Annotated in this window: 21 protein-coding genes and 1 tRNA gene; 18 read left to right on the forward strand and 4 right to left on the reverse strand. The window is 54.1% G+C overall.

Features of this window, described 5'->3' with window-relative positions; translation table 11 throughout:
• Positions 1-4 precede the first annotated feature (4 nt).
• The 18 genes from K1V27_RS06815 to K1V27_RS06900 all read left to right on the forward strand — a co-directional run bounded on the left by K1V27_RS06815 (position 5) and on the right by K1V27_RS06900 (position 21,088).
• Positions 5-457, forward strand: a complete 453-nt coding sequence (locus K1V27_RS06815; protein ID WP_258928868.1) for a GatB/YqeY domain-containing protein — start codon at positions 5-7, stop codon at positions 455-457.
• 207 nt (positions 458-664) lie between these two features.
• Entirely contained in the window at positions 665-2,545 is a 1,881-nt protein-coding gene (gene dnaG / locus K1V27_RS06820; protein WP_258928869.1) for a DNA primase, read from the forward strand.
• Between the two features lie 14 nt (positions 2,546-2,559).
• Positions 2,560-4,359, forward strand: coding sequence for an RNA polymerase sigma factor RpoD (gene rpoD, locus K1V27_RS06825; RefSeq protein WP_258928870.1), 1,800 nt, complete (start codon positions 2,560-2,562; stop codon positions 4,357-4,359).
• A gap of 75 nt (positions 4,360-4,434) precedes the next feature.
• Positions 4,435-4,510, forward strand: a tRNA-Ile gene (locus tag K1V27_RS06830).
• 179 nt (positions 4,511-4,689) lie between these two features.
• Positions 4,690-5,532, forward strand: a complete 843-nt coding sequence (locus K1V27_RS06835) for a Nif3-like dinuclear metal center hexameric protein (RefSeq protein ID WP_258928871.1) — start codon at positions 4,690-4,692, stop codon at positions 5,530-5,532.
• Between the two features lie 17 nt (positions 5,533-5,549).
• Positions 5,550-6,296: a zinc ribbon domain-containing protein gene (locus tag K1V27_RS06840; protein WP_258928872.1), complete on the forward strand. Its 747-nt coding sequence runs from the start codon at positions 5,550-5,552 to the stop codon at positions 6,294-6,296.
• A 283-nt stretch (positions 6,297-6,579) separates the two neighbouring features.
• Positions 6,580-7,533, forward strand: a complete 954-nt coding sequence (locus K1V27_RS06845; RefSeq protein ID WP_258928873.1) for a ribose-phosphate diphosphokinase — start codon at positions 6,580-6,582, stop codon at positions 7,531-7,533.
• 142 nt (positions 7,534-7,675) lie between these two features.
• Entirely contained in the window at positions 7,676-8,980 is a 1,305-nt protein-coding gene (locus K1V27_RS06850; protein ID WP_258928874.1) for a uracil-xanthine permease family protein, read from the forward strand.
• A gap of 26 nt (positions 8,981-9,006) precedes the next feature.
• Positions 9,007-9,471, forward strand: coding sequence for an NUDIX hydrolase (locus K1V27_RS06855; RefSeq protein WP_258928875.1), 465 nt, complete (start codon positions 9,007-9,009; stop codon positions 9,469-9,471).
• 11 nt (positions 9,472-9,482) lie between these two features.
• Positions 9,483-10,298 carry a formate dehydrogenase accessory sulfurtransferase FdhD gene (gene fdhD / locus K1V27_RS06860; RefSeq protein WP_258928876.1) on the forward strand — a complete coding sequence of 272 codons (816 nt, stop codon included), beginning with the start codon at positions 9,483-9,485 and terminating at the stop codon, positions 10,296-10,298.
• The gene (locus K1V27_RS06865) at positions 10,295-11,452 is read left to right on the forward strand and encodes a cysteine desulfurase (protein WP_258928877.1); all 1,158 of its coding nucleotides are present in this window, start codon (positions 10,295-10,297) and stop codon (positions 11,450-11,452) included. The genes fdhD and K1V27_RS06865 overlap by 4 nt, the downstream gene beginning before the upstream one ends.
• 17 nt (positions 11,453-11,469) lie before the next feature.
• Entirely contained in the window at positions 11,470-11,925 is a 456-nt protein-coding gene (locus K1V27_RS06870) for an N-acetyltransferase (RefSeq protein ID WP_258928878.1), read from the forward strand.
• Between the two features lie 55 nt (positions 11,926-11,980).
• Positions 11,981-13,351: a TrpB-like pyridoxal phosphate-dependent enzyme gene (locus K1V27_RS06875; RefSeq protein ID WP_258928879.1), complete on the forward strand. Its 1,371-nt coding sequence runs from the start codon at positions 11,981-11,983 to the stop codon at positions 13,349-13,351.
• Between the two features lie 372 nt (positions 13,352-13,723).
• Complete coding sequence (gene secA / locus K1V27_RS06880; protein ID WP_258928880.1) at positions 13,724-16,252, forward strand: preprotein translocase subunit SecA; 2,529 nt, start codon at positions 13,724-13,726, stop codon at positions 16,250-16,252.
• Positions 16,242-17,453 (forward strand): bifunctional glutamate N-acetyltransferase/amino-acid acetyltransferase ArgJ, encoded by a 1,212-nt coding sequence (gene argJ / locus K1V27_RS06885; RefSeq protein ID WP_258928881.1) that lies wholly within the window; start codon positions 16,242-16,244, stop codon positions 17,451-17,453. Before secA ends, argJ begins: the two co-directional genes overlap by 11 nt.
• Positions 17,454-17,672: 219 nt before the next feature.
• Complete coding sequence (locus K1V27_RS06890; RefSeq protein ID WP_258928882.1) at positions 17,673-19,082, forward strand: NAD-binding protein; 1,410 nt, start codon at positions 17,673-17,675, stop codon at positions 19,080-19,082.
• A gap of 20 nt (positions 19,083-19,102) precedes the next feature.
• Positions 19,103-20,260, forward strand: a complete 1,158-nt coding sequence (locus K1V27_RS06895) for a cation:proton antiporter (protein WP_258928883.1) — start codon at positions 19,103-19,105, stop codon at positions 20,258-20,260.
• Positions 20,261-20,650: 390 nt separating this feature from the next.
• A complete protein-coding gene (locus K1V27_RS06900) occupies positions 20,651-21,088 on the forward strand; it encodes a DUF5661 family protein (RefSeq protein ID WP_258928884.1) in 438 nt (145 codons plus the stop codon).
• A gap of 11 nt (positions 21,089-21,099) precedes the next feature.
• Here K1V27_RS06900 and K1V27_RS06905 read toward each other — a convergent pair whose 3' ends face one another.
• From K1V27_RS06905 to K1V27_RS06920, 4 genes are all read right to left on the reverse strand, one after another.
• A complete protein-coding gene (locus K1V27_RS06905) occupies positions 21,100-21,942 on the reverse strand; it encodes a hypothetical protein (RefSeq protein WP_258928885.1) in 843 nt (280 codons plus the stop codon).
• A 136-nt stretch (positions 21,943-22,078) separates the two neighbouring features.
• Positions 22,079-23,161 carry a DctP family TRAP transporter solute-binding subunit gene (locus K1V27_RS06910; protein WP_258928886.1) on the reverse strand — a complete coding sequence of 361 codons (1,083 nt, stop codon included), beginning with the start codon at positions 23,159-23,161 and terminating at the stop codon, positions 22,079-22,081.
• 122 nt (positions 23,162-23,283) lie between these two features.
• Complete coding sequence (locus tag K1V27_RS06915; protein WP_258928888.1) at positions 23,284-24,096, reverse strand: mechanosensitive ion channel family protein; 813 nt, start codon at positions 24,094-24,096, stop codon at positions 23,284-23,286.
• 153 nt (positions 24,097-24,249) lie between these two features.
• Positions 24,250-25,563, reverse strand: coding sequence for a hypothetical protein (locus K1V27_RS06920; RefSeq protein ID WP_258928890.1), 1,314 nt, complete (start codon positions 25,561-25,563; stop codon positions 24,250-24,252).
• Positions 25,564-25,626 lie beyond the last annotated feature (63 nt).

Genomic DNA, 25,626 nt, shown 5'->3' on the forward strand with positions numbered 1-25,626 from the left:
CAAAATGAGCTTGCAACAACAGATCGAACAGGCCTTAAAGGATGCAATGCGCGAAAAGAACGAAGACAAGCGCAATGCGATACGATCACTCCTGACCGCGATCAAGAATAAGGAAAAAGAGCTCAAACGCTCGCCGGCCGAGGCCGAAATTCAACAGCTGATCGCCACGCAGATCAAGCAGCGACGCGAATCCCTCGAGCATTACAGCCAGGCGGGTAGGAAGGATCTGGCCTGCAGTGAGGAAAATGAAATCACCGCCCTGCAAGCATTTCTTCCCGCGGCGCTCACGCCCGACCAGCTCGATTCATTGGTGACCGGGGTGATCAAAGAAGTGGATGCCCGCTCACCCAAGGACATGGGAAAGGTCATGAAAGCTCTCATGCCCAGAGTTGCCGGAAGGGCTGACGGCAGGCAGGTGAACGAAGTAGTCAAAGAAAAGCTGCAATCATTAGGCTGACAGGTGCAGGCTTCCCCCTAAAATGCCTGTTGCAGCCCGTGAGGTGCGGCAACCCCGATTCCCAGCCGATCATTTGCTCGGCAGCCGCATGGCCCTTTCATGCGACGTGCCGCAGTGCAACAAGAGTTTTTTCAATGCCCCTCTTGATTTGAATTGTGTTACTGGATAAAAATTACAAGTTTACCAGACCGTTTTGAATAGTCATCTTTGGCTTACCAGCACAGGGGCAATTATCACATCGTGGGCAACTCGGATTTGGCCGCTCTGGTCAAGCAATCTGTTGATATCACAGAAGTCATCGGCCAGGTTGTACCCTTGCGGAGATCTGGCAGCCGCTACCTGGGGTTATGCCCCTTCCATGCAGAAAAAACTCCCTCTTTTCATGTGGACTCCGAAAATCAGTTTTATCACTGCTTCGGGTGTGGCGCGGGCGGGGATGTCTTGAGCTTTGTGATGAAGCAGCAGAACCTGTCTTTCATTGAAGCGGTAAAATATCTGGCTGACCGGTACCATATCGTCCTGCCGCAAAGCAGCTACACTCCCAACGGCAAGTCTTCCGCCCTCTTCGAGAATGCCAAAAAGGAGCGGCTGAGACTCTATGAAACCTTGGCAATCGCCGGGGATTATTTCTACCAGCAGCTTCACCACAGCGAAGCAGGAAGCGTTGCGCGCGCTTATCTGGACAAGCGCGGATTGCCGCCCTCCCTTGTTGAAGCCGAACGGCTCGGTTATGCTTTGGATCGATGGGATGGCTTGGCCGAGCATCTGGAACGATCCGGCATTCCCCCGGAATTGGGTACCAAGGCCGGCCTGCTGGCCAGGAGCAATAAAGGCAGGTACTACGACCGATTCAGAAACCGCTTGATTTTCCCCATCCTCGATGATCGAGGACGACTCGCTGCCTTTGGCGGTCGAAGCCTCGCGGAACAGACCGGTTCCAGTGCCGGAGGCTCGAGACAGCCGGCAGCGAACGAACCCAAGTACCTCAATAGCCCGGAAACTCCAGTGTACCACAAAGGACGTATGCTCTATCAGCTGGCCAGGGCTCGCCAGGCGTGCGCCCAGGTCCGCCAGGTGATCATGGTGGAGGGCTACATGGATTTGCTGGCGTTCCACGCCAAGGGCTTCTATCGCGTGGTGGCTACCTTGGGCACGGCTCTCACCTTGCAGCAAGTGCGCCTGTTGCGACGCATGTGTGATGAAGTGGTGCTGGCCTATGACGCCGATGATGCCGGCGAAATGGCCATGCTCAGGGCGTTGCCCCTGTTTCTGCAGGAACAGCTCGCAATCAGCTGCGTGCGCTTTCCAGAGGGAATGGATCCGGATGATTTCCTGCGCAAAGATGGAATGGACGCACTGGAAACATTGCTCCGCGCGCGCGAGGATCTGGGTGTCTACGCCATCCGAAAAAAGCTGGCATTGTGGGATGGCAGCCTCGGCGGCAAATCCAAAGTTCTATCCGAGCTGAAGCCGATTCTGGAGGGTGTCGGCCAGGAGATCTTGAGAGCGGAGTATTTGCGTTTGATCTCCGAGGGGCTGTCATTGCCGCAAACGGCCGTTGCCAAACAGCTTCTCTCCGACAGGAAACGTGCAGCCAGGGGTGCTTCCTCCGCAGCCAAAACGGCTTCTTGTTTGTCCCAGACCCAGTCGCTGGAGGAGAGTATCCTGCGGGCAATGATAAAGTATCCGGCGCTGACCGAAGAGGTGAAGGCCTCGGGAGTTCTCGACAATTTTCACAGTCGGCAGCTGAGAACCATAGCGGAAACGCTGCTCGAAGCCGTGCGGGCACCCTATGACCAGTTTAACATGAACCATGTCTATGACATTTTGCCACAGGATGAACTGAAGGAGCTCTTCACTCATTTTCTCATGCAATCCATGGACCTGATCGAAGCGCAAGTACAGATGAAGGATTGGCTTCAGGCGTTGGGTGAGCGCGCCACCAGGAAAACCCGAGCTCAATTGCGGGAAGCGCTGCAGCAGGCCGAGCTGCAGGGCAACACCGCTCAAGTCAGGCAGCTTTTGACGCAGATTCAACACCTTTGTTCGGCGAAGAAACCAGCCAAGGGTTCAACCGACAACGTTTAGGGAGAAAGAAATCGATGAATGACAAGGAAGTGAAGCAAAGACGCGATCCTGCTCTTTCTAAACCCGAACTGGACGACATCAAACGTCTCATTTCGGTAGGTAAGGAAAAAGGCTACCTCACCTATGACGAAGTGAACGAGGCTTTGCCCGACGATTTGGTATCGCCGGAAAAACTCGATGACATGATGATGATTTTTGATGAGATGGATATCGAGATCGTCGATTCCGAGCAGCAAGTCCAGGTTGTGAGGGAAGGCATGGGGGCCGATTCTGACTCCCTTCTCGAAGAGGAAGAAGACGATTTGCATGTGGAAGCCGATGCGGCCAGTCGGGTCACCGATCCGGTGAAGATGTATCTGCGTGAAATGGGCTCAGTTTCCTTGCTTACCCGGGAAGGCGAGGTGGAAATAGCTAAACGGATTGAAGCCGGAGAACGGGAAGTCTTCAACGCGCTCATGGAATCCTCCATTGGCATCAGAGAGATCATGAATCTCAAGGAAAGATTCGAGTCGGGTGATGTGCGGCTGAACGATATTTTGCGCGAGTCTGATGAAGAGATCAGCAATGATGAAGAAGAAGCGCAAAAGATGAAGATGATCGGCATCCTGGAAAGAGTCCGAAAGCTTGATGAGGAAAACAAGAAGATGCAGGCTTCACTTTTCACGGAGAATATCACACCGGCGGAAGAGACCGTTCTCAGGAACCAAATTCAGCAAAACAAAGAGCAAATCGTCAGCCTGCTCAAAGGCCTTCAGCTGGGAAAACACCACATTGAACAGATCATTGATCGATTGCGTCAGTACCTCAAGGACATCGAAAGTGCTGAAAAAGATCTGGAGGATTGTCTCCTCGCCTGCGGAAAGCCTCTCCAGGAATTGAAGCCACTCTACGATGAAACCCTGGAAAGTCCCGAACAACTCGAAGCGGTGGCAAGCAACCTGGGATTCACCGCCGATTCGTTTGTGGGAATCGCCGGCAGGGCCATCGATGCGCGCGAGCGCATCACCCGGCTGGAAATGCAGGCGAAAATGGATGCCAAGTCGCTGCGGCAGATTTTGCGGCGGGTGGAGGATGGGTTATTGCGTGCGAAGGTGGCCAAGAGCGAACTGATCGAGGCTAATTTGCGTCTGGTGGTGAGCATTGCCAAGAAATACACGAATAGGGGGTTGCAGTTTTTGGACCTGATCCAGGAGGGGAATATCGGCCTCATGAAGGCCGTTGACAAGTTTGAATATCAGCGTGGATACAAATTCAGCACCTACGCCACCTGGTGGATTCGCCAGGCGATCACCCGGGCCATCGCCGATCAGGCCAGAACCATCCGAATTCCCGTGCACATGATCGAGACCATAAACAAATTGATCCGCACCTCACGGTATCTGGTACAGGAATTGGGCCGTGAACCGACTCCCGAAGAAATTGCCGAAAAAATGGAATTTCCCGTCGACAAAGTGCGCAAGGTCTTGAAAATCGCCAAGGAACCGATCAGCCTCGAAACCCCCATAGGTGAGGAAGAAGACAGCCACCTGGGCGACTTTATCGAGGACAAGCGGGTCTCTTCACCGGTTGATTCGGTGATCAATTTGAACTTGAGCGAACAGACCCGAAAGGCTCTGTCGACCCTTACGCCGCGAGAAGAAAAGGTGCTGCGCATGCGTTTTGGTATCGGGGAAAAGGCCGACCACACGCTGGAAGAAGTAGGGCAAGACTTTGCCGTCACACGCGAGCGCATTCGTCAGATCGAGGCTAAGGCCCTGCGCAAACTTCGACATCCCAGCAGGCGCAAAGAACTGAAGAGTTTTATTGAGATATAGCTTGGAATTATTATTAGCTTGACATGGTTGGAGCCGGTTCTTTATATAAGCGTTACTTCTCCAATGAGGACGAGAGGGCCCATAGCTCAGCTGGAAGAGCCACCGGCTCATAACCGGTAGGTCCCTGGTTCGAGGCCAGGTGGGCCCACCATTTTGAGAATATGATAATCATGCAACCTGACCGTAAGCCTGTTTTGCCAAACAAGAAAGGGATATCGGCTGATATTGAGGCGGTGTACCAGGAATGGGAAGAGGCTCCCAAAGGTTGCAGACAATGAGACAATGGGGGGTGTTCTGAAGAGCACCCCCCATTTTTTTGTAGTGAGACCGATGTACACAGTAAAAGACATATACCGCTGGCTCGATGAGTACGCTCCCTTCCGCTACGCCCAATCCTGGGACCAATGCGGGCTCCAGGTAGGCGATCCGCAATTTCCCGTAGAACGCGTGTTAGTAGCCCTTGACCCGAGTTCGGCCGTCATTGCTGAAGCATCCGAGCGAAACTGCCGATGCCTGGTGACACACCACCCACTGATCTTTCAACCTTTGCGGGCAGTCCGCCTGGATGTCTTTCCCGGAAGCGTCATTGGCAGGGCAATCAGATCGGGGATTCACCTCATTGCTGCGCACACCAATCTGGATGCGGCCAAACTCGGCACCAACCATCAATTGAGTGAGCTGCTTGGGCTGCAGAACGTCCAACCTCTTGAGTCTGAGGACGTATGGAGGGAACAGGAACAGTATGGCGGCATGGGTAGAACCGGTGTGCTGCCGGAATCAATGACCGTTCAGGACGTGATGCTGCTGTGTGAAAGGGTGCTGCACGCCCGAGGTGTTCGCATGGTCGGCAGTCCCGATCGGCAGGTCCGCACTGTAGCCGTTTGTACCGGCAGCGGCGGCGGTATGCTGCAGCAGGTCATCGATTCGGGAGTGGACGTCTTCATAACGGGAGACCTCAAATATCATGAAGCTCAACGCGCGTTGGAGGCCGGTCTGGCTCTCGTTGACGTGGGGCACTTTGCCTCTGAAAGACTCATTGTCGAGCCGCTGGTGAACTACCTGAAAGCTCGCGGGCAAAGCAAGCGCAAGCCTTTGCAGGTTTTTGCCGCCAAATGTGAACGCGACCCTTTTGCGGGTCACGCCGGGATTTGGCACTACAGAGAATCAAACTAGTCCATAGGAGGCCGAAATTGCTTGAACAGCTCAGATACTTGGTGCAGCTTCAAAAACTGCAAAACAGAAAGACACATCTGCTGCGGAGTCGTGATGAAGCTCCCAGGAAAATTGCAGAAATTGAAAAGGAGTATCAGCAGGTGGAAGCGGAATATCTGCTGAAGAAGGCGGAACTGGATCACGCCCGCAAGATGCACCGCAATCTGGAGCAGGAAGTGGGCGATCTGGAATCGAGAATACGCCGCAGCAAACAGCGTATGAGCGAGGTAAAGACCAACAAAGAATACCAGGCAATGCTCAAAGAGATTGAGGAATTAAAGAAGGAGATCAACCGCAAGGAAGATCAGATGCTGGAGATCATGGAAAACATTGATGCCTTTTCCGGGGAAATCAAGAGCCAGGAGAAGCATGTGGAGGCTTGCAAGCGGAAAGTGGAAGCCGATAAGGAGGAGTTGACGGCGCACAGTGCTCAGGTGGACGAGCAATTGGCGCAAATCGAGGCTTTGCAGGAAAAGGTCAGGGAGAAGCTCGAGGCGGGAATCCTGCGGCGCTGTGATTCCTTGCTGCAGCGTCCGGGCGGCATTGCCGTGGCGGCCGTGGAAGCGGGCGTATGCCAGGTGTGCCACTTGAATATACCGCCGCAGAAATTCATCGAGTTGCAGCGTGACGAAACTATCTTTAACTGCCCACATTGTCACAGGTTTATGTACTGGCCGGGACACGAAGACTATTTGGTATTCGACGAGGAATTGGAAGAAGTCTAATCCATCCGGTCATTGTGCCATCCGGGTGATCCAGCATCGGACGACAGGAACCGGTCTGTTGCGCAAGACCGTGACAGGTCTGTCTCCTGGCCTGCAGTGAATTCCCCCTCCGACCGAGGATTGATTTTCCGTGCTCCTTTCTGCCGTCACCGTTCCCCCGTTTTAATGTGAAAAATAGTGCGGAAAAGGGTTGCCATTTGAGGTGTCCTATAATATGAAAATGTCTCCCTTAAGATTACATCGATAGTCTGTAAGTGTTTCTTTTTTAAAGAGGACTGGGTTTATGGCCACGTATGGACTGAAAATTTTCGCGGGTAACAGCAACCCTGAGCTGGCACAGCGCATCTGTGATTTGTTGGAAATTCCCCTCGGTCGTGCCCTGGTGAGCACCTTCAGCGATGGGGAAATCCGTGTGGAGATAGGAGAAAACGTTCGCGGCGCGGACATATTTGTCGTTCAGTCCGGAGCGCAGCCCGTCAACGATCATCTCATGGAACTGCTGGTCATGATCGACGCGTTCAAACGGGCCTCGGCCAGGCGAATCACGGCGGTTATCCCGTACTACAGTTACGCTCGGCAGGATCGCAAGAACAAGCCCCGGGTTCCCATCACCGCACGCCTTGTGGCCGACTTGATCACCCGAGTCGGCGCCCAGCGAATCCTCACCATGGATCTTCATGCGGGACAAATCCAGGGGTTCTTCGACATTCCGGTGGACAACCTGTATGCCTCTCCCATTTTGTTACCCTACATACGCGAACATTTTGATAATGAACTGGTCATCGTGTCGCCTGACGCTGGAGGAGTGCCGCGCGCCCGTGCCTATGCAAGGCGCCTGAAGGCTGGATTGGCGCTGATAGACAAGCGCCGGGTCAACGTCAATGAAGCGGAAGCCTTGAACATCATCGGCGAAGTGAACAATAAAACGGCCATCGTCTTGGACGATATGGTGGATACCGCCGGGACCCTGTTGGAAGCGACGAAGACATTACTTGAAAAAGGTGCCAAGGAAGTTCATGCCTGTGTGACCCATGCTGTCTTGTCAGGACCGGCGGTGAACAGGATCGAGAACAGCTCGCTGGCCAGTCTGGTGGTGACCGATTCACTGCCTCTTGGGGCACAGGCGGCCCATTGCCAGAATATCAAGGTGGTGGCGTCTTCCAGATTGTTTGCCGAAGCCATCAAGAACATACACAATGAGGATTCCATCAGCAGCCTGTTTGAAATACAGCACTGATGTTTTAACCTTGCCTTTTAATGGAGCTCCCCCGATTTCTATCATCCGGCTTGAAACGGTTTTGGCCCCGACGCCGGTTAGCGCATGACGGGAAACACCTGTACTCTCTCTTCCCCTGGACGATTGAGCTGTTGGCGGCAAGATGGCTAAACCCAAGTACGTTTATGACATAGACGAGCATCCCCCCATCAGGCTTGCCCTGCTTTACGGCCTGCAATGGGCCGTCATCGTCTTCCCCTCATTCATTATCATGGCAACGCTCATCAGCCAGGCCTTAAACATGAATCTTCAGCAGGAAGTGCGCTTCCTGCAGCTCATTCTCCTTGTCAGCGGCTTTTTTTCCGCATTACAGACTGTGTGGGGGCACCGCTATCCTCTTTTGGACGGGCCATCGACCGCACTCTTGTTGACCTACATCACGCTCGCCCCTTACGGAATCGAGACCATCCAGGGGGGTACCATCTTTGGCGGCGCTTTGTTGATCATCCTGGTTTTTTCGGGACAGCTCAAACGAGCCGTTTCCTTTGCCACGCCGAACGTGGTCGGCGTGATTCTCATGTTGATTGCTTTCACCTTGCTCCCCTACCTGGTACACACCATGCTGGGCAGGAGCCCTGATGCAGCTTCCGGAGCTCTGCCGGTGTTCCTGCTGAGCATGGCCCTGGTACTTTTTATGGCGACCATATCCCACCGGCTGACCGGCTTCTGGAAGACCCTTTCCCTGCTGTTGGGAATGGTTGTGGGAACGGCGGCATTTTCACTGCTTGGCTATCTGGATTGGCGACATCTCAGGGGGGCCTCGTGGATTTCGGCGCCCAAGCCATGGTCGTTTACTTTACCGGGCTTTTATTGGCCGGGACTCATCGCTTTTGCATCGGCTTATCTGGCTCTTTTGGTGAACAGCCTGGGCAGCTTGCACGGCATTGCCAATATCACCGATACCGGCAGACTCCCGGAATCGATCTCGCGGGGCATTCTCGTCAACGGGTTGGGGGGTGTCGTCTCCGGCCTGTTCGGACTTGTGGGAACCGTGAGTTACAGCTTAAGTCCCGGTGTGGTGCTGGCGAATCGGGTAGCGAGCCGTTTCACCATTACCTACTGCGGCGTCATATTGATTCTTGCCGCCTGCATTCCCAAGCTTGCCGCCCTGCTGGCGATGGTCCCGGCTCCGGTGGTTGGAGCCGCGCTGTGTGTGGCTATGGGAGCGCAAATCGGAGCGGGCCTGTCCATCGTAGCCGCGCAGGGAATAACCAGTCGCGATTACTATGTGGTTGGCTTGCCGGTGCTGCTCGGCACCCTCGTTGGATTTCTCCCCGAACCGTTCCTGGCTGCCATGCCCGGCGGTTTTCGCGTGTTTTTGGGGAACGGGCTGGTCGTGGGCATAGTTCTGGTGCTGTTGCTCGAACACGTTTTGCTGCGCGACAGTCCTGCCCCGGCAAAGATTTAAACTGAATTCTGTCAGGGGGAGACAAAATGCCTGCAGGCAAAACGATCAACTGCCCCAAGTGTGGTGAACCCGTTGAAATTTATCGCAACCCCGCACTGACAGTGGATATTATTATTCACATGACGCATGGCATCATCTTGATTGAGCGGAAAAATCCCCCGTATGGGTGGGCACTTCCGGGTGGCTTTGTGGATTATGGAGAAAGTCTCGAGGCGGCCGCATACCGGGAAGCGAAAGAGGAAACCGGGGTGGACCTCGATGAACTGCAACAGTTTAGAGCCTATTCGGACCCGGCCCGGGATCCCCGCCAGCATACGGTGACCGTGGTTTTTTTCGCGCAGGGGCGAGGCCTGCCGGTGGCTGCAGATGATGCACAACGCCTGGCGGTATTTCCCCTGGATTCACTGCCGTCTGATCTCGCGTTTGATCATCAACAGATACTCGGCGATTATGTCGCCTGGTCCAGCGCCAAGTTGATGCTCAAGCAATGAGGAGTGTACCGGTGCATCACGGTTCCGACCGCACGCCTGCGCAGAAGGCCTCTGCGGTACACGTTCGAATCTTCGACGGACAACGCTTTGTTGAGCGCAGTCAGCTGGTGGTCAACGAGCGACCCGTCACACTCTACCTCAACCAGCGGGAAATGGTCACGTTACTGTGCGCCGGGAAGCATTTGGATGAGCTTGCAGTCGGCTTCTTTCACGGGGAAGGTTTTCTGCAGAGTCGCACGGACCTGCAAGAAGTGACGGTTGATGACTCCCAGGGGAAAGTACAGGTGATCACCAGTCGGGAGGCTTCCCTGGCGGAAAACCTGTGGCAGAAGCGGACCATCACCTCGGGTTGCGGTAAAGGATCACTTTTTTATTACGCCGTGGATGCGCTGTTGAGTAAGCCCGTTGAGAGCTCCGTGGCGCTCTCTGCACAGCAGTTGAGGCAACACCTGGAAGCATTGAATAGGATGAGCGAGACTTACCGGCAGACTCATGGGGTGCACAACTCTGCTCTGGCAACACCCGATGAGATCTTATTGTTTCGCGATGACATCGGCCGCCACAATGCAGTCGATATGATTGTCGGCCACGCATTTTTGCATGGCACTTCCCTGCAGGACAAACTGCTGATCACGACCGGCAGACTGACTTCAGAAATTCTCATAAAAGCGGCAAAAGTGGGCATACCGGTGCTTATCAGTCGCAACACAGCCACCAGCCTGGCCGTGCAACTCGCCAACTCACTCAACATCACACTGGTGGGTTTTGCCAGAGCCGGAAAGTTTACGCTATACAGCGGCACACAGAGGATCATCAGTGAAGCATGAAGGACCAGAGCATGGCCGGCTATCTTGACAATGCTGCCACCAGCTACCCAAAACCCGCTTCCGTGTATCAGGCGGTGCAATATGCACTGCAGCAGGTAGGCGGTAGCCCGGGAAGAGGCTCGCACAGGAGGGCGCGCGAAGCTTCAGCGATCCTGGAGAGAGTGCGCGGGAAAGTCGCCGGCCTGTTTGGGATTTCCAGGACAGAGCGGGTACTGTTCACGAAGAATGCCACTGAAAGCATCAATATTGTCCTCAAGGGCTGGGTGCGACCGGGTGATCGAGTGGTTGTTTCCGGCATGGAGCACAATGCCGTGATCCGGCCCTTGAGAATGCTGGCCCAAGAGCGTGTTGCAGTAGACATAGTCCCGTGTGAATCGAACGGCCAGCTCGACGTGGATGCCCTCAAAGCTTCCTTGACCAGGCCGGCTCGACTCATGGTTCTCGCGCATGCTTCCAATGTCAATGGAGCGCTCCAACCCGTCGAGGAAGTGGCTGGGATCTGCACTGACCACGCCGTTCCACTGTTGCTCGATGCGGCCCAGACCGGGGGTATCCAGCCGATTGCGGTCGAGCGATTGAATCTGGGGATGTTGGCCTGTTCAGGACACAAGGCTCTCCTGGGCCCGCCGGGGGTGGGTATACTGTATATTCGCGAAGATTTGAGTGTTAAGTCGCTGATTGAGGGCGGAACCGGCAGCCTCTCGGAAGAGGAGCTCCAACCGGAGTTCTGTCCGGATCGCTATGAAAGCGGTACTCCCAACCTTCCCGGCATAGCCGGGCTGGGGGCCGGTATCGACTTCATCCTGGAACAGGGAATGTCTTCGATACGGCGTCACGAGCTTTCTCTTGCCCAGGAGTTAGAGACGGCGTTAAGGGAATTATCGGGAATCAAAGTGTATGGTCCGGGTGTGCGCGGCTCAAGTTCGGTCTCTTTCACGTTGGAGGGGATCAACCCCGCTGATCTGGGCTATCTTTTGGATCAGGGATTTGATATAGCAGTTCGGACCGGCCTCCATTGTGCCCCTCTTGCGCACCGCACCCTCGGTACTTTTCCGGAAGGTACCGTGCGAGTTTCGCCGGGCTTTTTTACGCAGCCGGAAGAAATAGGACAATTGTTGTCGGCTCTGGAGACATTGATTTCCAGGCGGTTGTAATTTTATAGGATGGCTCTATGATCCGCAAAGCGAAGATCAGTGATGTACCGGTCATGCAAAAGCTGCTTGCCCAATTTGCCAAAGACGGCAAACTTCTTGCCCGCTCGCTGAGCGAGCTGTACACCAACTTGCGCGATGCGGTGGTAGCCGTAGAGGACGAATCGGGTCGGCTCACGGGCTGCTGCAGTCTTCATATTGTCTGGGAGGACCTTGCGGAGATCAGGTCCCTGGCGGTGGATCCGGCGTTTCAAGGCCGCGGCATTGGACGCCGACTAGTGATGGAATGTGTCGCGGAGGCAAAAAAACTGGGTATCGGGCGGATATTCGTGCTGACGTATGAAAAGGATTTCTTTAGCCATTTGGGATTTCAGGTGGTCGACAAGAACATTTTTCCCCAGAAGATCTGGGCGGATTGTCTACACTGCCCAAAGTTTCCCGACTGTGATGAAATTGCCATGGTGATGGATGTTTGATTCGTGAAAATAATGAATGCGTTGATCATTCTAATTTAGACAACAGGAGGCGAGAATGTCGGACAAGTTCCACATCAATCTGAGTCCAAGCGAGCTACCCGAAAGATGGTATAATGTTCAACCTGACCTGCCTGAACCACTCGCGCCGCCGCTCAACCCAAAGACCGGACAACCGATCAAGCCGGAAGACTTGACGCCGATTTTTCCCATGGAACTGATCAAACAGGAAGTCAGTCAGGAACGCTGGATCGTGATCCCCGATGCCATCAGAGATGTATACCGGCTCTGGCGACCGACTCCTCTCAAGCGTGCCAGGAATCTCGAATTGGCCTTAGGCACACCCGCCCGTATTTATTACAAGGACGAGAGCGTCAGTCCTCCTGGAAGTCACAAACCCAACACCGCGGTTGCACAGGCCTATTACAATAAACAGGCGGGGATCACGAGAATTGCCACGGAAACCGGCGCGGGCCAATGGGGCAGCGCATTGTCGTTTGCCTGTAAGCTGCTCGACCTCAAGTGCACGGTCTACATGGTTAAGGTGAGTTATTATCAGAAACCCTTCAGAAAGTCTTTGATGCATATCTGGGGCGGCGAAGTGTATCCCTCACCCAGCGACCGCACCGAATCGGGCCGCAATATACTGGCAAGAAATCCGGACACCAACGGCAGCCTGGGAATGGCAATTTCCGAAGCAGTGGAAGATGCCGCTACCCATGAAGATACCAACTACTCCTTGGGAAGTGTTCTGAACCATGTTCTGCTCCACCAGACCATCGTTGGCCTGGAAGCCAAAAAACAACTGGAACTGGTCGGGGAAAAGCCCCATGTGCTGATAGGCTGCGTGGGTGGAGGCAGTAATTTTGGAGGGTTCTGCTTTCCTTTCGTCTCCGACAAGCTGAGCGGCAAACTGGATTGCGAAATCATCGGTGCGGAACCGTCCTCCTGTCCGACGCTCACCAAGGGACTCTACCGTTATGATTTCGGCGACACTGTAGGGCTCACCCCGTTGCTGTTGATGCATACCCTTGGGCACACCTTCGAACCTCCCGGCATCCATGCGGGCGGACTGCGTTATCACGGTGATTCTCCTCTGGTCAGTCTGCTGGTCGATAAAAAGGTGATAAGGCCCGTTGCCTACCCGCAGAACCCATGTTTTGAAGCAGCCGTGCTGTTTGCCAATACCGAGGGCACCATCCCCGCTCCGGAAACAAGCCACGCCATCAGGGCGGCGGTCGATGAAGCCCTCAAATGCAAGGAGACGGGTGAAGAAAAATGCATTGTGTTCAATTTCAGCGGACACGGCCACTTTGACCTGAATGCGTATGACGCCTACATGGAAGGAAAGCTGGAGGACTACGAATATCCCGACGAAAAAATTCAGGAGGCGTTAGCCCAGCTGCCCAAGTTTCCTACCGGAATATGATACACGAAGTGCGAGTCGGAGCGGAATCTGGCGGATCACGCGGGACGCTTGGCAGCCATCCAGGGGCGAGTCCAAGAGCCGTCCCGATTTGCCATCTAGGGCGGCGTGAGTTATAAGAACAAGCTGTAAGTCGAGGGAGGGATGTCCCGATTTCGGTGGGTTACGGTGCACGAGCAGGCGCGTAACCCACTTACACTTTGCCAAGAGACCGACCGAGAAGTGAATTTGCTTACGGTCCAGTCAATGTCTGGGGTGCTCCTGACCGACACCAGTGGAAAATTTGCTCCGTGGATGGGCCTGCAATATCCACAGGATCGGCAGTTTGCTTGTGCCGCTTAAAGGAAATCTTTCAGGGAGGCTTTCTTTCGTTCGATGATCGGTGTCCTACTAAAAAAAATCTTTGGCAGCCAAAATGATCGCAACCTCAAACGCATCGCTCCCATGGTCGATAGGGTCACTCAAATGGAGCCGCCGATGCGCAAACTGGGCGATGCTCAACTGCAGGCTAAAACCGGTGAATTTCGGCAGCGCCTGGCCAATGGAGAGCCGCTGGACGATCTTTTGCCGGAAGCTTTTGCGGTGGCAAGAGAGGCTGCTGTTCGGACACTGGGCATGCGTCCTTTTGATGTGCAGGTGATAGGCGGCATTGTTCTGCATCAGGGCAGAATCGCAGAAATGAAAACGGGGGAAGGTAAGACTCTGGTTGCCACCATGCCCGTCTATCTCAATGCCCTGACGGGAAAGGGCGTCCATGTGGTGACGGTCAACGATTACCTGGCTTCCCGCGACAGTGAATGGATGGGAAAGGTCTACCGCTTCCTTGGCCTGGAAGTGGGCTGCATCGTGCATGGATTGGATGACGCGCAACGCAAACAGGCCTATGGTGCGGATGTCACCTACGGCACCAACAACGAGTTCGGTTTCGATTATCTGCGCGACAACATGAAGTTTCGTCTGGATGATGTGGTGCAGCGTGAGCTCAATTACGCCATAGTGGACGAAGTCGACAGCATCTTGATCGACGAAGCGCGCACGCCGTTGATCATTTCGGGACCCGCCGAAAAATCCACCGAACTCTATTATCGCATCAATCGCATCATTCCCCACCTGCAAGAAGAAATTCACTACACCAGGGAGGAAAAGAGCCGCACCGTGGCACTCACGGAAGAGGGAGTAGCCAAGGCGGAAAACCTCCTGGGAGTAGACAACCTGTATGACCCGCGCAATATCGACATATTGCATCATGTGCACCAGGCCCTGAAAGCCCACACCCTGTTCAAAAAAGATGTCGATTACATCGTCAAAGGCTCGAAGGTCATCATTGTCGATGAGTTTACCGGGCGCCTGATGCCCGGCCGGCGTTACAGCGAAGGGCTGCATCAGGCCCTGGAAGCCAAAGAAAATGTAAAAATAGAGAATGAAAATCAGACCTTAGCCACCGTTACCTTTCAGAATTATTTCCGTATGTACGACAAGCTGGCCGGCATGACCGGTACTGCCGATACGGAAGCGGCTGAGTTCGCCAAGATTTACAAGCTGGACGTTGTGGTCGTTCCAACTCACAGAAAGATGATTCGGCTCGATCATCCCGATGTCATTTACCGCACTGAAAAGGAAAAATTTAAAGCAGCGGTGCGGGAAATCGAGGAGCTTCATCACATCGGCCGGCCGGTTTTGGTCGGCACAGTGAGCATCGACAAGTCCGAAAAACTCAGCGCCATGCTCAAGCGGCACGGGGTCCCGCACGAGGTTCTCAATGCCAAGCACCATGAGAAGGAGGCTGAGATTGTGGCCAAAGCCGGTCAGCGCGGAGCGGTCACGATTTCCACCAATATGGCGGGCCGTGGCACGGACATTGTCTTGGGTGCAGGCGTCGCCGAATTGGGCGGTTTGCACATACTGGGCACGGAACGGCACGAGGCGCGTCGCATTGACAACCAGCTGCGAGGTCGTGCCGGACGTCAGGGAGATTTGGGGTCCTCCAGATTTTATCTTTCGCTGGAAGACGATCTCATGCGCATATTTGCAGCAGATCGAATCTCCGGGTTGATGCAGCGCATTGGCATGGAAGAAGATGAACCCATCGAGCACCGCATGATCAGCCGCGCCATCGAGAATGCCCAAAGCCGCGTGGAAGCACAAAATTTCAGTGTACGCAAGCAATTGATCGAATACGATGATGTCATGAATCAGCAGCGTGAGATCATCTATCAGCAGAGGCGGGAAGCCCTGCATGGCGGTAATTTGAAGCCGGCTATCATGGACATGATAGAAGACCTGCTCGGGGGGATACTGGCTGCAACAACCGACGAAAAGACTTATGCAGAAGACTGGGACATGGAGACTCTCAATAATGAGATGAATCGGGTATTCGGACTGCAGCTCAATTTGACTGCCGAATCGTTATCCGAGCACACCCTGGAAGAGCTGCAGGAAGAGCTCCTCGATCGAGTGAAACAACGCTACGAAGCCCGCGAGCAAGAATTTGGAGAAGCCATCCTGAGGGACCTGGAAAATTACGTTCTGCTGCAAACGGTGGACAGTTTGTGGAAAGATCATCTGCTCAACATGGATCATCTCAAGGAAGGCATTGGGCTGCGCGGCTACGGCCAGCAGGATCCGCTGGTGGCCTACAAGCGAGAGGGGCATCAGCTGTTTCAGGAAATGATCGAGCGAGTGAAGGAAGAAACGGTTCGCTTGCTGTTTCATATCCAAATTCAACGGGAAGAACAGGTCCAACAGTTGCGCAGGGAACAGGAAGAACAACCCATGTTTTATGGACCGGCGGAGGGCGAAGCTCCCAAGGGTTCGAAAACCGTCAAGAAGGATCGCAAAGTTGGGAGAAACGACCCATGCCCCTGTGGCAGCGGCAAAAAGTACAAGAAGTGTTGTGGTAAGTAACGAAGCGTTTACTGTTCCCGGCTTTGTGGTGTCGGCGCTGGCATGTCAGATGCGCTATCGCAACCGGCCCGATCTGGCACTCATCGCTGCCGGCGACAACTTGGATGCCGCAGCGGCCGGGGTTTTCACGCGCAACCTGTTTAGTGCGGCACCGGTAGAGCTGTGTAAAAGGCATCTCCATTCTCCTTACAAGAAGGCGATTGTGATCAATGCCGGAATCGCCAATGCGTGCACCGGCGCCATGGGTTGGCAGAAGGCGCACCAAATGGCCGAGCTCGTCGCGCGAAGCCTGCACGTCGATGCCGAACAAATCCTCGTTGCTTCTACCGGCGTCATTGGTCAACAGATTCAGCTGGAGCCTGTGGCTGCTGCCATGCCCGATCTGTGCGCCGGATTGAGAGCGGATGCATGGGAACAGGTGGCTCGCGCCATCATGACAACCGACACAGTCCCGAAAATGGCCTCCACCCGTGTGCAGATCCAGGGGAAGATGATCACCATCGGAGGCGTTGCCAAGGGCTCCGGCATGATAGCTCCCGATATGGCCACCATGCTGGCCTTTGTCTGCACCGATGCAGTCATTCAACCGGACCTGTTGAGTCACTGGCTGCGGCACGGTACGTCCAATTCATTCAATTGCATCACAGTCGACGGGGATACCAGCACCAATGACTGTGTGCTGATGATGGCAAGCGGTGCAGCGGGCAACGAACTGTTGCGCAATCCGCAGAGCGATGAAAGCCTGCTTTTCGGGGAAGCTTTACAGGCGGTATTGCTGGATTTGGCCAAACAGATTGTCTATGACGGTGAAGGAGCCACAAAATTCATTGAAATTCAGGTAGGTGGAGCGCCCGACATGCAAAGCGCCAAGACGGTTGCCTTCACCATTGCCCATTCACCCCTGGTCAAGACGGCATTTTTTGGGGAAGATGCCAATTGGGGAAGGATAGTTGCGGCGGCCGGCAGATCCGGTATTCCTCTGGACCCACAGAAAGCAGCTTTGTTCTTTGACGATGTGTGCGTGTTCCGTGGAGGCATGCCTGTGGCGGGGTCCGAGGTCGAGGAGAGGGCAAGCCGGGTTTTCAAACGGCAACGGCTGACGGTTCGACTCGATCTTGGATTGGGGGAATCGGCCTTCACCGCCTACACCTGCGACCTCTCGTATGACTACGTAAAAATCAACGCCTCCTATCGCTCGTAGAATCCCCTTGTTCATTCGGGCAATGCCGACCACCAATTTCTGAAGCGGTTCGCTCTGCTTTGCCGAAAGATTGCTCTAATCGCCTTCTGAAGATGATCTCAACATGGCGTCGTCAAGCCGATCCGTCCTGTTTGGTTGGGGTGGCGGGACAAGAGTGCCGGGCCGAGATCGTCCGACCTTCGATACCTCAGTGAGCGTGTTTCACAAGGAGTCTCATCGATGAAAGTGCTGATCTGCGGAGTCGGCAAGATTACCAGGCATCTGCTGAGAAGATTGGGTGACAACTGGCGTGTTACCCTGCTGGACATGTCCGAGGAGCGACTCAATGAGCTGGTTTCGGCTGATCTCAATATTGAGAGGATGACCGTCGGCGATGCCGCCAGCCCGGTTGCTTTGGACGCGGCTGGGGTGGCAAACTTCGACTACGTTCTCGCTCTTACCGACAACGACAAGGTCAATCTCGCCACCGCACGATATGCCAAAGATCAAGGCGTGGTCCACATTCTTTCACTGGTTAACGAACATGAGAACCAGGAAAAATTTGAAGAGCTGGGGGTTCGCTCCATCCTGGGAAGCACCCTGCTTGCCAGGAACATCTTTCACTATCTGCAGGATCCGCGCATTCATGTCACCCCACTGACACTTGGACCCTCTGAAATCATCGAGGTGGATGTCGCCCACCACTTTCGGATGATCGGCCGGCCGACTGCCGCCCTGATAGACGAGGATTGGAAACTGGTCGCCGTGTTTCGAAAGAAGCAGTTGATCTTTGCCGAGCCTGAGTTGGTGATCGAGGCGAACGATCGCCTGGTGATAATCGGCAAACCTGACGTATTCAGGCCCATTTGTGACCTGTTGGAATGCGACCATCCTCACTTTCCGCTTGCCTACGGACAGGGAATGGTGGTTGCCCTGACATCGGATGCCAACCCCGCGGCGATCATAAGAGAAAGCATGCACTTGGCACAAAACACCAAGGTCAAGCATTTGACGGTGTTTTCCGCCCAACGGGAGTGCTCCGTTCAGGACGAGCTGAAGTCATGGTCCCAGACCATCGATATCCGGACGGAGGAGGTTGAAGGGGACGTTTTGAGCCGCATTCAGGAGAGCGATGCACGTGACAACTGCGGCCTGGTGGTTGTGCATCCGTTTGAGGCCTCTTTTTTTAAGTCGATGGCAAAACCTGCCCTGGTCTCGCTGGCCCATTCCCTCACGTGCCCATTGCTCGTGGCCAGGAACACTCAGCCCTACGAGCGAATTTTGGTACCGTTCAACGGCTCTCCCAAAGCTGAGCTGGGATTGGAGTTGGCCGCAGACCTGGCTCGCCAGTTGAATTCGGAGGTCGCCATAGTGATCGTTCAACAGGCTGACTTCATCACCGGTTCGCAAGGCAAGGACTGGATCGAGTCGAATATTCAACGGGCTCGAGAAATCATCCACATACACAAAGTAGAACTGCGCGAAATCGTCAGAAAAGGCAACCCTGTAAAAGAAATTGTTCAGGTCGCGAATGATTTCAACCTGCTGGTCATGGGCAGCACCACCAAAGATAAGACACTGTTTGCGCCGCACGTGGGAGAGCTCTTGGCCCAGGAAGTTCCCTGCTCGGTGCTCATCGTGACGAACTAATCCCTGCTGGGGCGGGCACTATGTCCATCAACCAAGAATTTTCCCTGCTGCTTGTCAGCCTGGCCGTAGCGATTCTCCCGGGTGTCAGCCGGTTACTCCGGCTGCCGGCTCCCGTAGTGGAAATCTTGTTTGGTGTGGTCATGGGCAAGAGTCTCTTGAATCTTCAGTTTAGTGGTGACTGGCTGCCCTTCTTAGCTCATCTGGGGTTCCTTCTGCTCATGTTCCACTCCGGAATGGAGATTGATTTTGACATGCTGCGCAAGCAGAGCTGGAAGGAGCTGCTGTTTCAGCTGTTGGTGTTCGGAGCCAGTCTGGGTCTGTCCTTCGCTGCAGCAATCCATCTTGGCAGAGGAGTCTTTGTAGCACTGGTCCTGACCACAACCTCGCTGGGTCTGGTGATGCCGATTCTCAAAGAGATGGGCATCAGCCGGGCGCCGTTCGGCCAGAAGATGCTGATTGCCGCCTCCCTGGCAGACTTTTTGACCCTCTTCGGGATCACATTTTTCGTGCTTGGCAAGGATTACGGCTTCAGCTGGCGATTCATTGCGCCCATACCGCTTTTTGCCGGTTTTGCTTTGCTGCTCTGGGCCGGCCGAATGTGGGTGTGGTGGCATCCTCAACAGGCCGAGAAGCTACTTGGCGCAAGTGACTCCCAGGAGCTTGGGGTAAGGCTGTCGCTCGCTCTTCTGTTTCTCTTCGTGGCCGAGTCGGAACTGGTACATCTGGAGCCGGTGCTGGGTGCGTTTATGGGAGGTTGTGTGCTCTCATTTGTATTCCGGCAGAAGCCGGACCTGGAAATAAAACTGTCGGCGCTCGGCTTCGGCTTCTTGATCCCGATATTTTTCATAAATGTCGGGATGCAGTTCGATCTGCACAATATCCTCGCCGTCGATCAGCTCATTTTCACACTTAAATTGTTGATCCTCGCCATCCTGGTCAAAGTGATCCCAAGTCTGCTGTTTTACTTCCAGGACTTCCCGCTGAGAAAATCCCTGCAAGCGGGTGCACTGCTCTCCTCACGGCTGAGCTTGATTGTGGCCGCTGCCACCATCGGCCTGGAAAAAGGGCTGATCGATCAGCAAATGAAGGATTCCGTGGTGTTGCTGGCCTTGTTGACCTGCTTGTTTGGCCCCACGCTGTTCAAGCTGTGCTACCATAAGGCGGCAGATACGGCTTAATCACCGCAGCAAGGAAGAAAACCGTTTATCTGCATCAGCATTGATGACCTCCCGGCATGCCGAATGAAATGAATGTGAACTCACTGCAACCGATGTTTCCTCTTGATAAGGTCGGGTGCGGTTCCTATAGTGTTCAAGAACATGATTTTGGCTTCCAGGCAGGCTGGGCTGAGGCACCAAACTCAGCAGATCAGGCGTTGGGTTCCGTCATGCGAAACGCGTGACTCGACCAATCTACACCAAAACCATTAGCTTGGAAGCCATATTTTACAGGACGGCGGAAATTGATCTTATTGTTGGAGTAAACGGCATCACGGGTGGTTCCTTTGGCTTGATGGGCGAAGACGAATGTGAAGGTCACAGGGAGAGACTTAGTCGTAAGGAGGCAATATGCAAATTCCTGAGTACGTGACGGTAGAAGAAGTGAAGCGGGTTTGTAAAGAACTTGGTGTGCGGGACTGGTCCGCTCTGGGTGACTCGAAAGTGCTGCCCGAGGAGGCGAAGGTGATTCTGGCGGAAGTCAACCGTGAAGGAATGAACATAGATCCCGAAAGCTTTCGCCTGGGTCTCGAAGTAGAGCTGGAACACGGCACTCGTTTCAAGGATGCCAATGTAACCAACAATCATCCCATACTGACAGGAAAAATCGTACTGGCCCATCTCAAGGAATCGCTGGATTATTACGAACGGCTGGAAGTTGCAGAACTGGAAGGCGATTTGCTCAAGGCATTGATTGCCAAAAATCCTGCCAAGCTGGAAACGCTCTACAAAAAGTTGGTCGAGGCCAGGCGGGTTCTCAGCAAAACCGAAGCCGAGCAGCTTGGCTGATGCGGCGCTGTTCACGACGATCGGGTTGTCCTTGATTGCAGCGTCGAGAGCAGCCGCGGCGCGCCGCCCTTGACATGAAGAAGCACCAGGTACAGTGTGGCAAGAAGATAGGCCAGCAGGGTTCCCAGGTATATCCCATAGGCGGGATAGAGCAGGTGGACGGCAACGGAGTAGACAATCAGTGACCCTATGCCTTTGGGGACGTTTTTGAGGATGGCGTAGACGTGTTCGGGGTCGTAGGTCACATGAATGATGACTACCAGGGGCAGCATGGTCACGGGAAATGCGGAAAAAAGGCCGGCCCAGGAAGGGCCGACCCATTTCGCCGTAGAAGTGATGACCACGATAAAGAAAGCTGCAGCCAAAGACCTCATGAACAGCACCTGCGGGTTTAAAGCGACTCGCTGGCGGATTCTGACATTGTCCACCCTCTTGAATAAGGCAACGAACAAAACGATGGAAGCTGCCGGCAGCGTGACGGCCAATAGCAGGTTAGGCTCAAGCGGGCGGAGGGTCACGGCAACCAAAAAATATCCACAGAGCGACATGGAAGAGGCGAGCATGATGTTTTGCGGTTTATCCAGTCGGCCCGCTCGGATGGAGACTTGATAGTAGAGGTAGGCGAAAGCCTGAGTCGCCACCAGGCCGACGCAAGTGTAAACGGCGCTATCGGCGGCAAATTCAGGACTCAATTCATAGCCGAAAAAGAACAAACTGATGGCAGCTCCCAGCGGATAGCCCGAGAGCACCCCGGCAAACCTGGGACTGACCAGTTCTGCCAGAACCGACAGCAGGACCACCATGACGATGCTCACCAGCATTTTAACTAAAATGATGAACTGAAAATAATCCAATGCTTACGCTCTCCACCAGGCGCTGCCCGTAACCAGGCACCAGAATGGGCGTCGCTGGCCACACACTTGCAGTAATTATGGCACTGCCCCCGGGAGCAGCCAATCCGAAGGGCATCCCTCGAAGCCTTAACCCCGTTTATCGCTGCATGTCGGCCAATGCCTTGTCGTACAACTCCTGCCCTATCTGTGGCACCCATTTTTCGTAGACGGGCCTGGTCGCCTCCCTGAATGCTTTGATCTGAGCATCCGTAAGAAAGGTAACGGTCATGCCGTTTTCTTTAAAGAGTTTCAGCGGATCAGGAAACTCCATGGTGTAGTTGAATTCATTCCGCAAAATCATGATGGACTTACCCCCGTCCATCCCGGCGCGGCAGAGAGCCTTTTCAAACCTGGCCGACTCCTGAGCTGCTTCCAAGACGGCCTTTTGTATATCAGGTGAAAATGCCTCCCATTGTTCTTTATTCCAATAGATGATCACCGGATCCACCAGGTAGTTCCAGAAGGTGATGAATTTGTGATACTGCCAGATCTTTGACGGCACCAGGATCCCGACCGGATTTTCCTGACCGTCGACCACATTCTGCTGGAAAGCGGCCACCGCATTGTCCCAGTTCATATTGACAGGATCTGCCCCCAACTGGCGAAAAATGTCTATGAAAACAGGACTGCCGACAACCCGGATGCGCAATCCATTCAAATCGCTCGGCTCCTCTATAACATGCTTGCTGTTGGTGACCTGGCGAAATCCATTCTCCGCCCAGGCAAGCCCCTTAAGACCGATCTTGTCCATGGCGGCAAAGATGGCTTCTCCGGTCTTGCCATTTTCCAGTTTATCCAGGTTCTCGTAGGTATTGATAAAAAACGGCAGGGAGAACACGTTCATTTCAGGAATGACAGTGGATGAATTGATGGTGGATTCGTAAGCACAATCGATGACACCCTTGGCAACCATCTGCGGTGATTTGAGCTGAGCCCCCTTGAGAAGGGTGCTGCTGTAGTAGGGCTTAATATTGATTTTTCCCTTGGTTTTTTCTTTGACCAGTTCAACGAACCGGGTTGCTCCCATACCCCAGTAATAGGAAGGGCCGACATTGAGGGTCAACTTGTATTCCTCCTTCAATTCAGCCGCCCTGCTAAATACCGGCAGGAGTAAACTGACGGCGAGAACCAATGAAAAAACCGGGAAAAGCCTTGATCCTCTGGGGTTTAAAATTTGCATCCGGCCACTCCTTTGCTTGGACGGTGAAAATGATTCTGACATCCTTTCCATTGAGCTCAATTGATCGGCCTTTGGCGCTACGGAACTGGGGGTAACAGCGGCAAGGCATACAGTGACCGCTCCTAGCCGCTGTTCACAGCAGCCAAGACCACCGCCGCCGGGGCAATGCCCATTTTGCCCAATGCGTCTTTGCCACGCACCGTCAAATCGCTGATGAACTGAAATTGATCTCGGCTGTCAACGGGATAGGCTTTCAACTGGTAGTGAGTACCCCAGGGTTCTTCCTTCAAGACGACCACCACCGGCCTTTCCAGTTGCAGGTACGGACTGGTCAGTGCCACATCTTCCAGCTTGTGGCGCACCGATTTTGCATCGTGCTCCGGATGCAGGTAAAAGTGAGCCACGCACATCAGTTCTCTTTGACCATCGTTGGCATTATAAACGCTGCTCTCCCATATTTTGTTGTGAGGGATAGTGACCATGGTGTCATCCGGCGTAACCAGGTGCAAGGCCCTGGTTTCCACTGACTTGACCTCACCGTAGGCGTCATTGATTTTGACCCAGTCGCCGGGGCGATAGGGATGTTCGTAGATGGCGATCACTCCAGCAGCCAGACTCGTGATGTACCCCTTGAATGCGAATCCTACCGCGAAGGCGAGTGCACCCGCAACGGCAGCGATCTTTTGAAAAGTGGCTCCCGTGAGGATAAAAACAATCAAGACAACCGCCGCAATCAGAATCAACAGCCGCAGTATCGGAATCAACGGGAGAATGTGGAAGCGAAAGCGACTGGGAGATACTTGGGCAACCCAGGGAAGGAAGCGTTTGACTACTTGAATGATCATCCAGGCCATCAGAACGACTGCCAGAATTTGCATAAGTTCGATCATTCCCACATCTTTGAAGATTTGCAGCACACTTTTATCGGCGTTCATGGGGTCCTCCCGGCCTGGCCATCAGTGCTCTCCGGCCTGATCCGCAAACCAGACCATGCTGAGCTTTTCCGTCTGCGGTAAGACCTTGCGCGGTTTTGCAAGCCGCTTTAATGGTTGCCGGAAATCCAGCCGGCCTGGCTCCAATGGGCAGGTTCAAAAAGAATCCAACAGGTAGCCTTCACGCTGCAGAAAATTTCTGATTGAAGGGTACCCCAACGGCGCAACGCGCCACATTCCTTTTTCCAGTTCAATGAGCTGCAGCGATGCCAGTTGTTTCAGAGTAGTGAGAAGGTCCGCCGTGGAGAAGGGCAACAGGTGGGCCAGCCACTCGATCTCCAACTGCCCGTGAAGCAACAAATTATGCAGTGTGAAGATGTGAATGTTGTTGGTTTTGCCGGGCATGGCAGGAAGTTCCGTTGCGGACCACGGTTTCAGCCATACCGTGTGCTCATCGTCAGAACGCAATGCTTTTGCCAGTTTGTCGTCTTCATCGGCCGTGAAGGCGGGTTGTGTGGAACGCAGGCAATAGCGCCAGATGGCCCATGCAACCAGCGGAATGCCTCGCGCATAGCTTGCCAGGTGCCAAGTGAATTTGGTGGTTTTTGCCGAAACCGAATCTTCCAGCATCTGTTGCTGCGCGGATTCGTTGGTGTCCGGCTGAATGAGGGACGAAGGCAGGGGCAAAACCAGATTGCCGTTGTCGGTTTGGCGGAACACAAAAATCTTTCGGCCTGTTCTGCCGGCCAGCCCCTTAAGCCATGTCGTCAAGCGTTGCTGATCGAGCGCCTGCAAGATGAGCGGCGTTTGAAAATAGGTGCCAAGATTCAACACCTTATTCAAATACGCCCAGGACCAGCTGTTGACTCCTATCACACAGCGGGGGGCACGGGCAGCGAGCAAAGCGATCAATTTGCGGATGACTGTCAACCCGTCGTGATGCCGCATATACCAGCGCTCCAAATGCGGGATCACAAAATTCTCCGACGAGCTGATCCGGAGCGGAGCCAGTGATTCCTGGCCACCGTGAAAAATTTCTGCGGGATCCGGCGGGGTAATGATTTGCCACTTTTTTATCAAGGACCAGTGCAGCAAAACACCGTCCGTTCCGCTGCACGAAGGCAGGACGACAAACTGCACGTGTGAAGCTGGAGAACCATTGAGGAAGCGTTCCTCCAGAGCTTCATCGAGAGCGACTGTCAAATCGTTCCAGTTGGGTTCCGGTGCCGCATCATCCAATAGCTGCTGAGGCACGCTGTGCAGCAGCGCTTGATCCACGTAAGGATGGTCCACGGATCCGTCGTTGCCGTCATTTCCGGTGAGACCTTTTTGCAGCTTATCCCACAGGCCCAGGAAACCCTTGCGAACCGCTTCTCCGGCAGGTGATTTGGGGCGCACATATTGATCCAGGCTGACATATTTCCAGAGCTCCACGGTGTTGCGATCCGGCTGCGGTTGTGCATCACTCATCGCGGTCCCTCACGGCCCTCTGTTGCTCAAGCCGGGTTGAATGAATACCCGGTTAGGGTATGT

The sequence above is a fragment of the Desulfoferrobacter suflitae genome (assembly GCF_022603395.1).
GTDB classification, from domain to species: Bacteria; Desulfobacterota; Syntrophobacteria; order Syntrophobacterales; family Syntrophobacteraceae; genus Desulfoferrobacter; species Desulfoferrobacter suflitae.

Excerpts from the sequence above, each read along its gene's own strand:
- K1V27_RS06815 (WP_258928868.1), top strand. The coding sequence starts at position 5 with ATGAGCTTGCAACAACAGATCGAACAGGCCTTAAAGGATGCAATGCGC.
- secA (WP_258928880.1), top strand. The coding sequence starts at position 13,724 with ATGATCGGTGTCCTACTAAAAAAAATCTTTGGCAGCCAAAATGATCGC.
- K1V27_RS06915 (WP_258928888.1), bottom strand. The coding sequence starts at position 24,096 with ATGAACGCCGATAAAAGTGTGCTGCAAATCTTCAAAGATGTGGGAATG.
- K1V27_RS06835 (WP_258928871.1), top strand. The coding sequence starts at position 4,690 with ATGTACACAGTAAAAGACATATACCGCTGGCTCGATGAGTACGCTCCC.
- K1V27_RS06890 (WP_258928882.1), top strand. The coding sequence starts at position 17,673 with ATGAAAGTGCTGATCTGCGGAGTCGGCAAGATTACCAGGCATCTGCTG.
- rpoD (WP_258928870.1), top strand. The coding sequence starts at position 2,560 with ATGAATGACAAGGAAGTGAAGCAAAGACGCGATCCTGCTCTTTCTAAA.
- K1V27_RS06845 (WP_258928873.1), top strand. The coding sequence starts at position 6,580 with ATGGCCACGTATGGACTGAAAATTTTCGCGGGTAACAGCAACCCTGAG.
- K1V27_RS06895 (WP_258928883.1), top strand. The coding sequence starts at position 19,103 with ATGTCCATCAACCAAGAATTTTCCCTGCTGCTTGTCAGCCTGGCCGTA.
- K1V27_RS06870 (WP_258928878.1), top strand. The coding sequence starts at position 11,470 with ATGATCCGCAAAGCGAAGATCAGTGATGTACCGGTCATGCAAAAGCTG.
- K1V27_RS06865 (WP_258928877.1), top strand. The coding sequence starts at position 10,295 with ATGAAGGACCAGAGCATGGCCGGCTATCTTGACAATGCTGCCACCAGC.
- K1V27_RS06875 (WP_258928879.1), top strand. The coding sequence starts at position 11,981 with ATGTCGGACAAGTTCCACATCAATCTGAGTCCAAGCGAGCTACCCGAA.
- K1V27_RS06920 (WP_258928890.1), bottom strand. The coding sequence starts at position 25,563 with ATGAGTGATGCACAACCGCAGCCGGATCGCAACACCGTGGAGCTCTGG.
- K1V27_RS06910 (WP_258928886.1), bottom strand. The coding sequence starts at position 23,161 with ATGCAAATTTTAAACCCCAGAGGATCAAGGCTTTTCCCGGTTTTTTCA.
- K1V27_RS06850 (WP_258928874.1), top strand. The coding sequence starts at position 7,676 with ATGGCTAAACCCAAGTACGTTTATGACATAGACGAGCATCCCCCCATC.
- K1V27_RS06900 (WP_258928884.1), top strand. The coding sequence starts at position 20,651 with ATGCAAATTCCTGAGTACGTGACGGTAGAAGAAGTGAAGCGGGTTTGT.
- K1V27_RS06855 (WP_258928875.1), top strand. The coding sequence starts at position 9,007 with ATGCCTGCAGGCAAAACGATCAACTGCCCCAAGTGTGGTGAACCCGTT.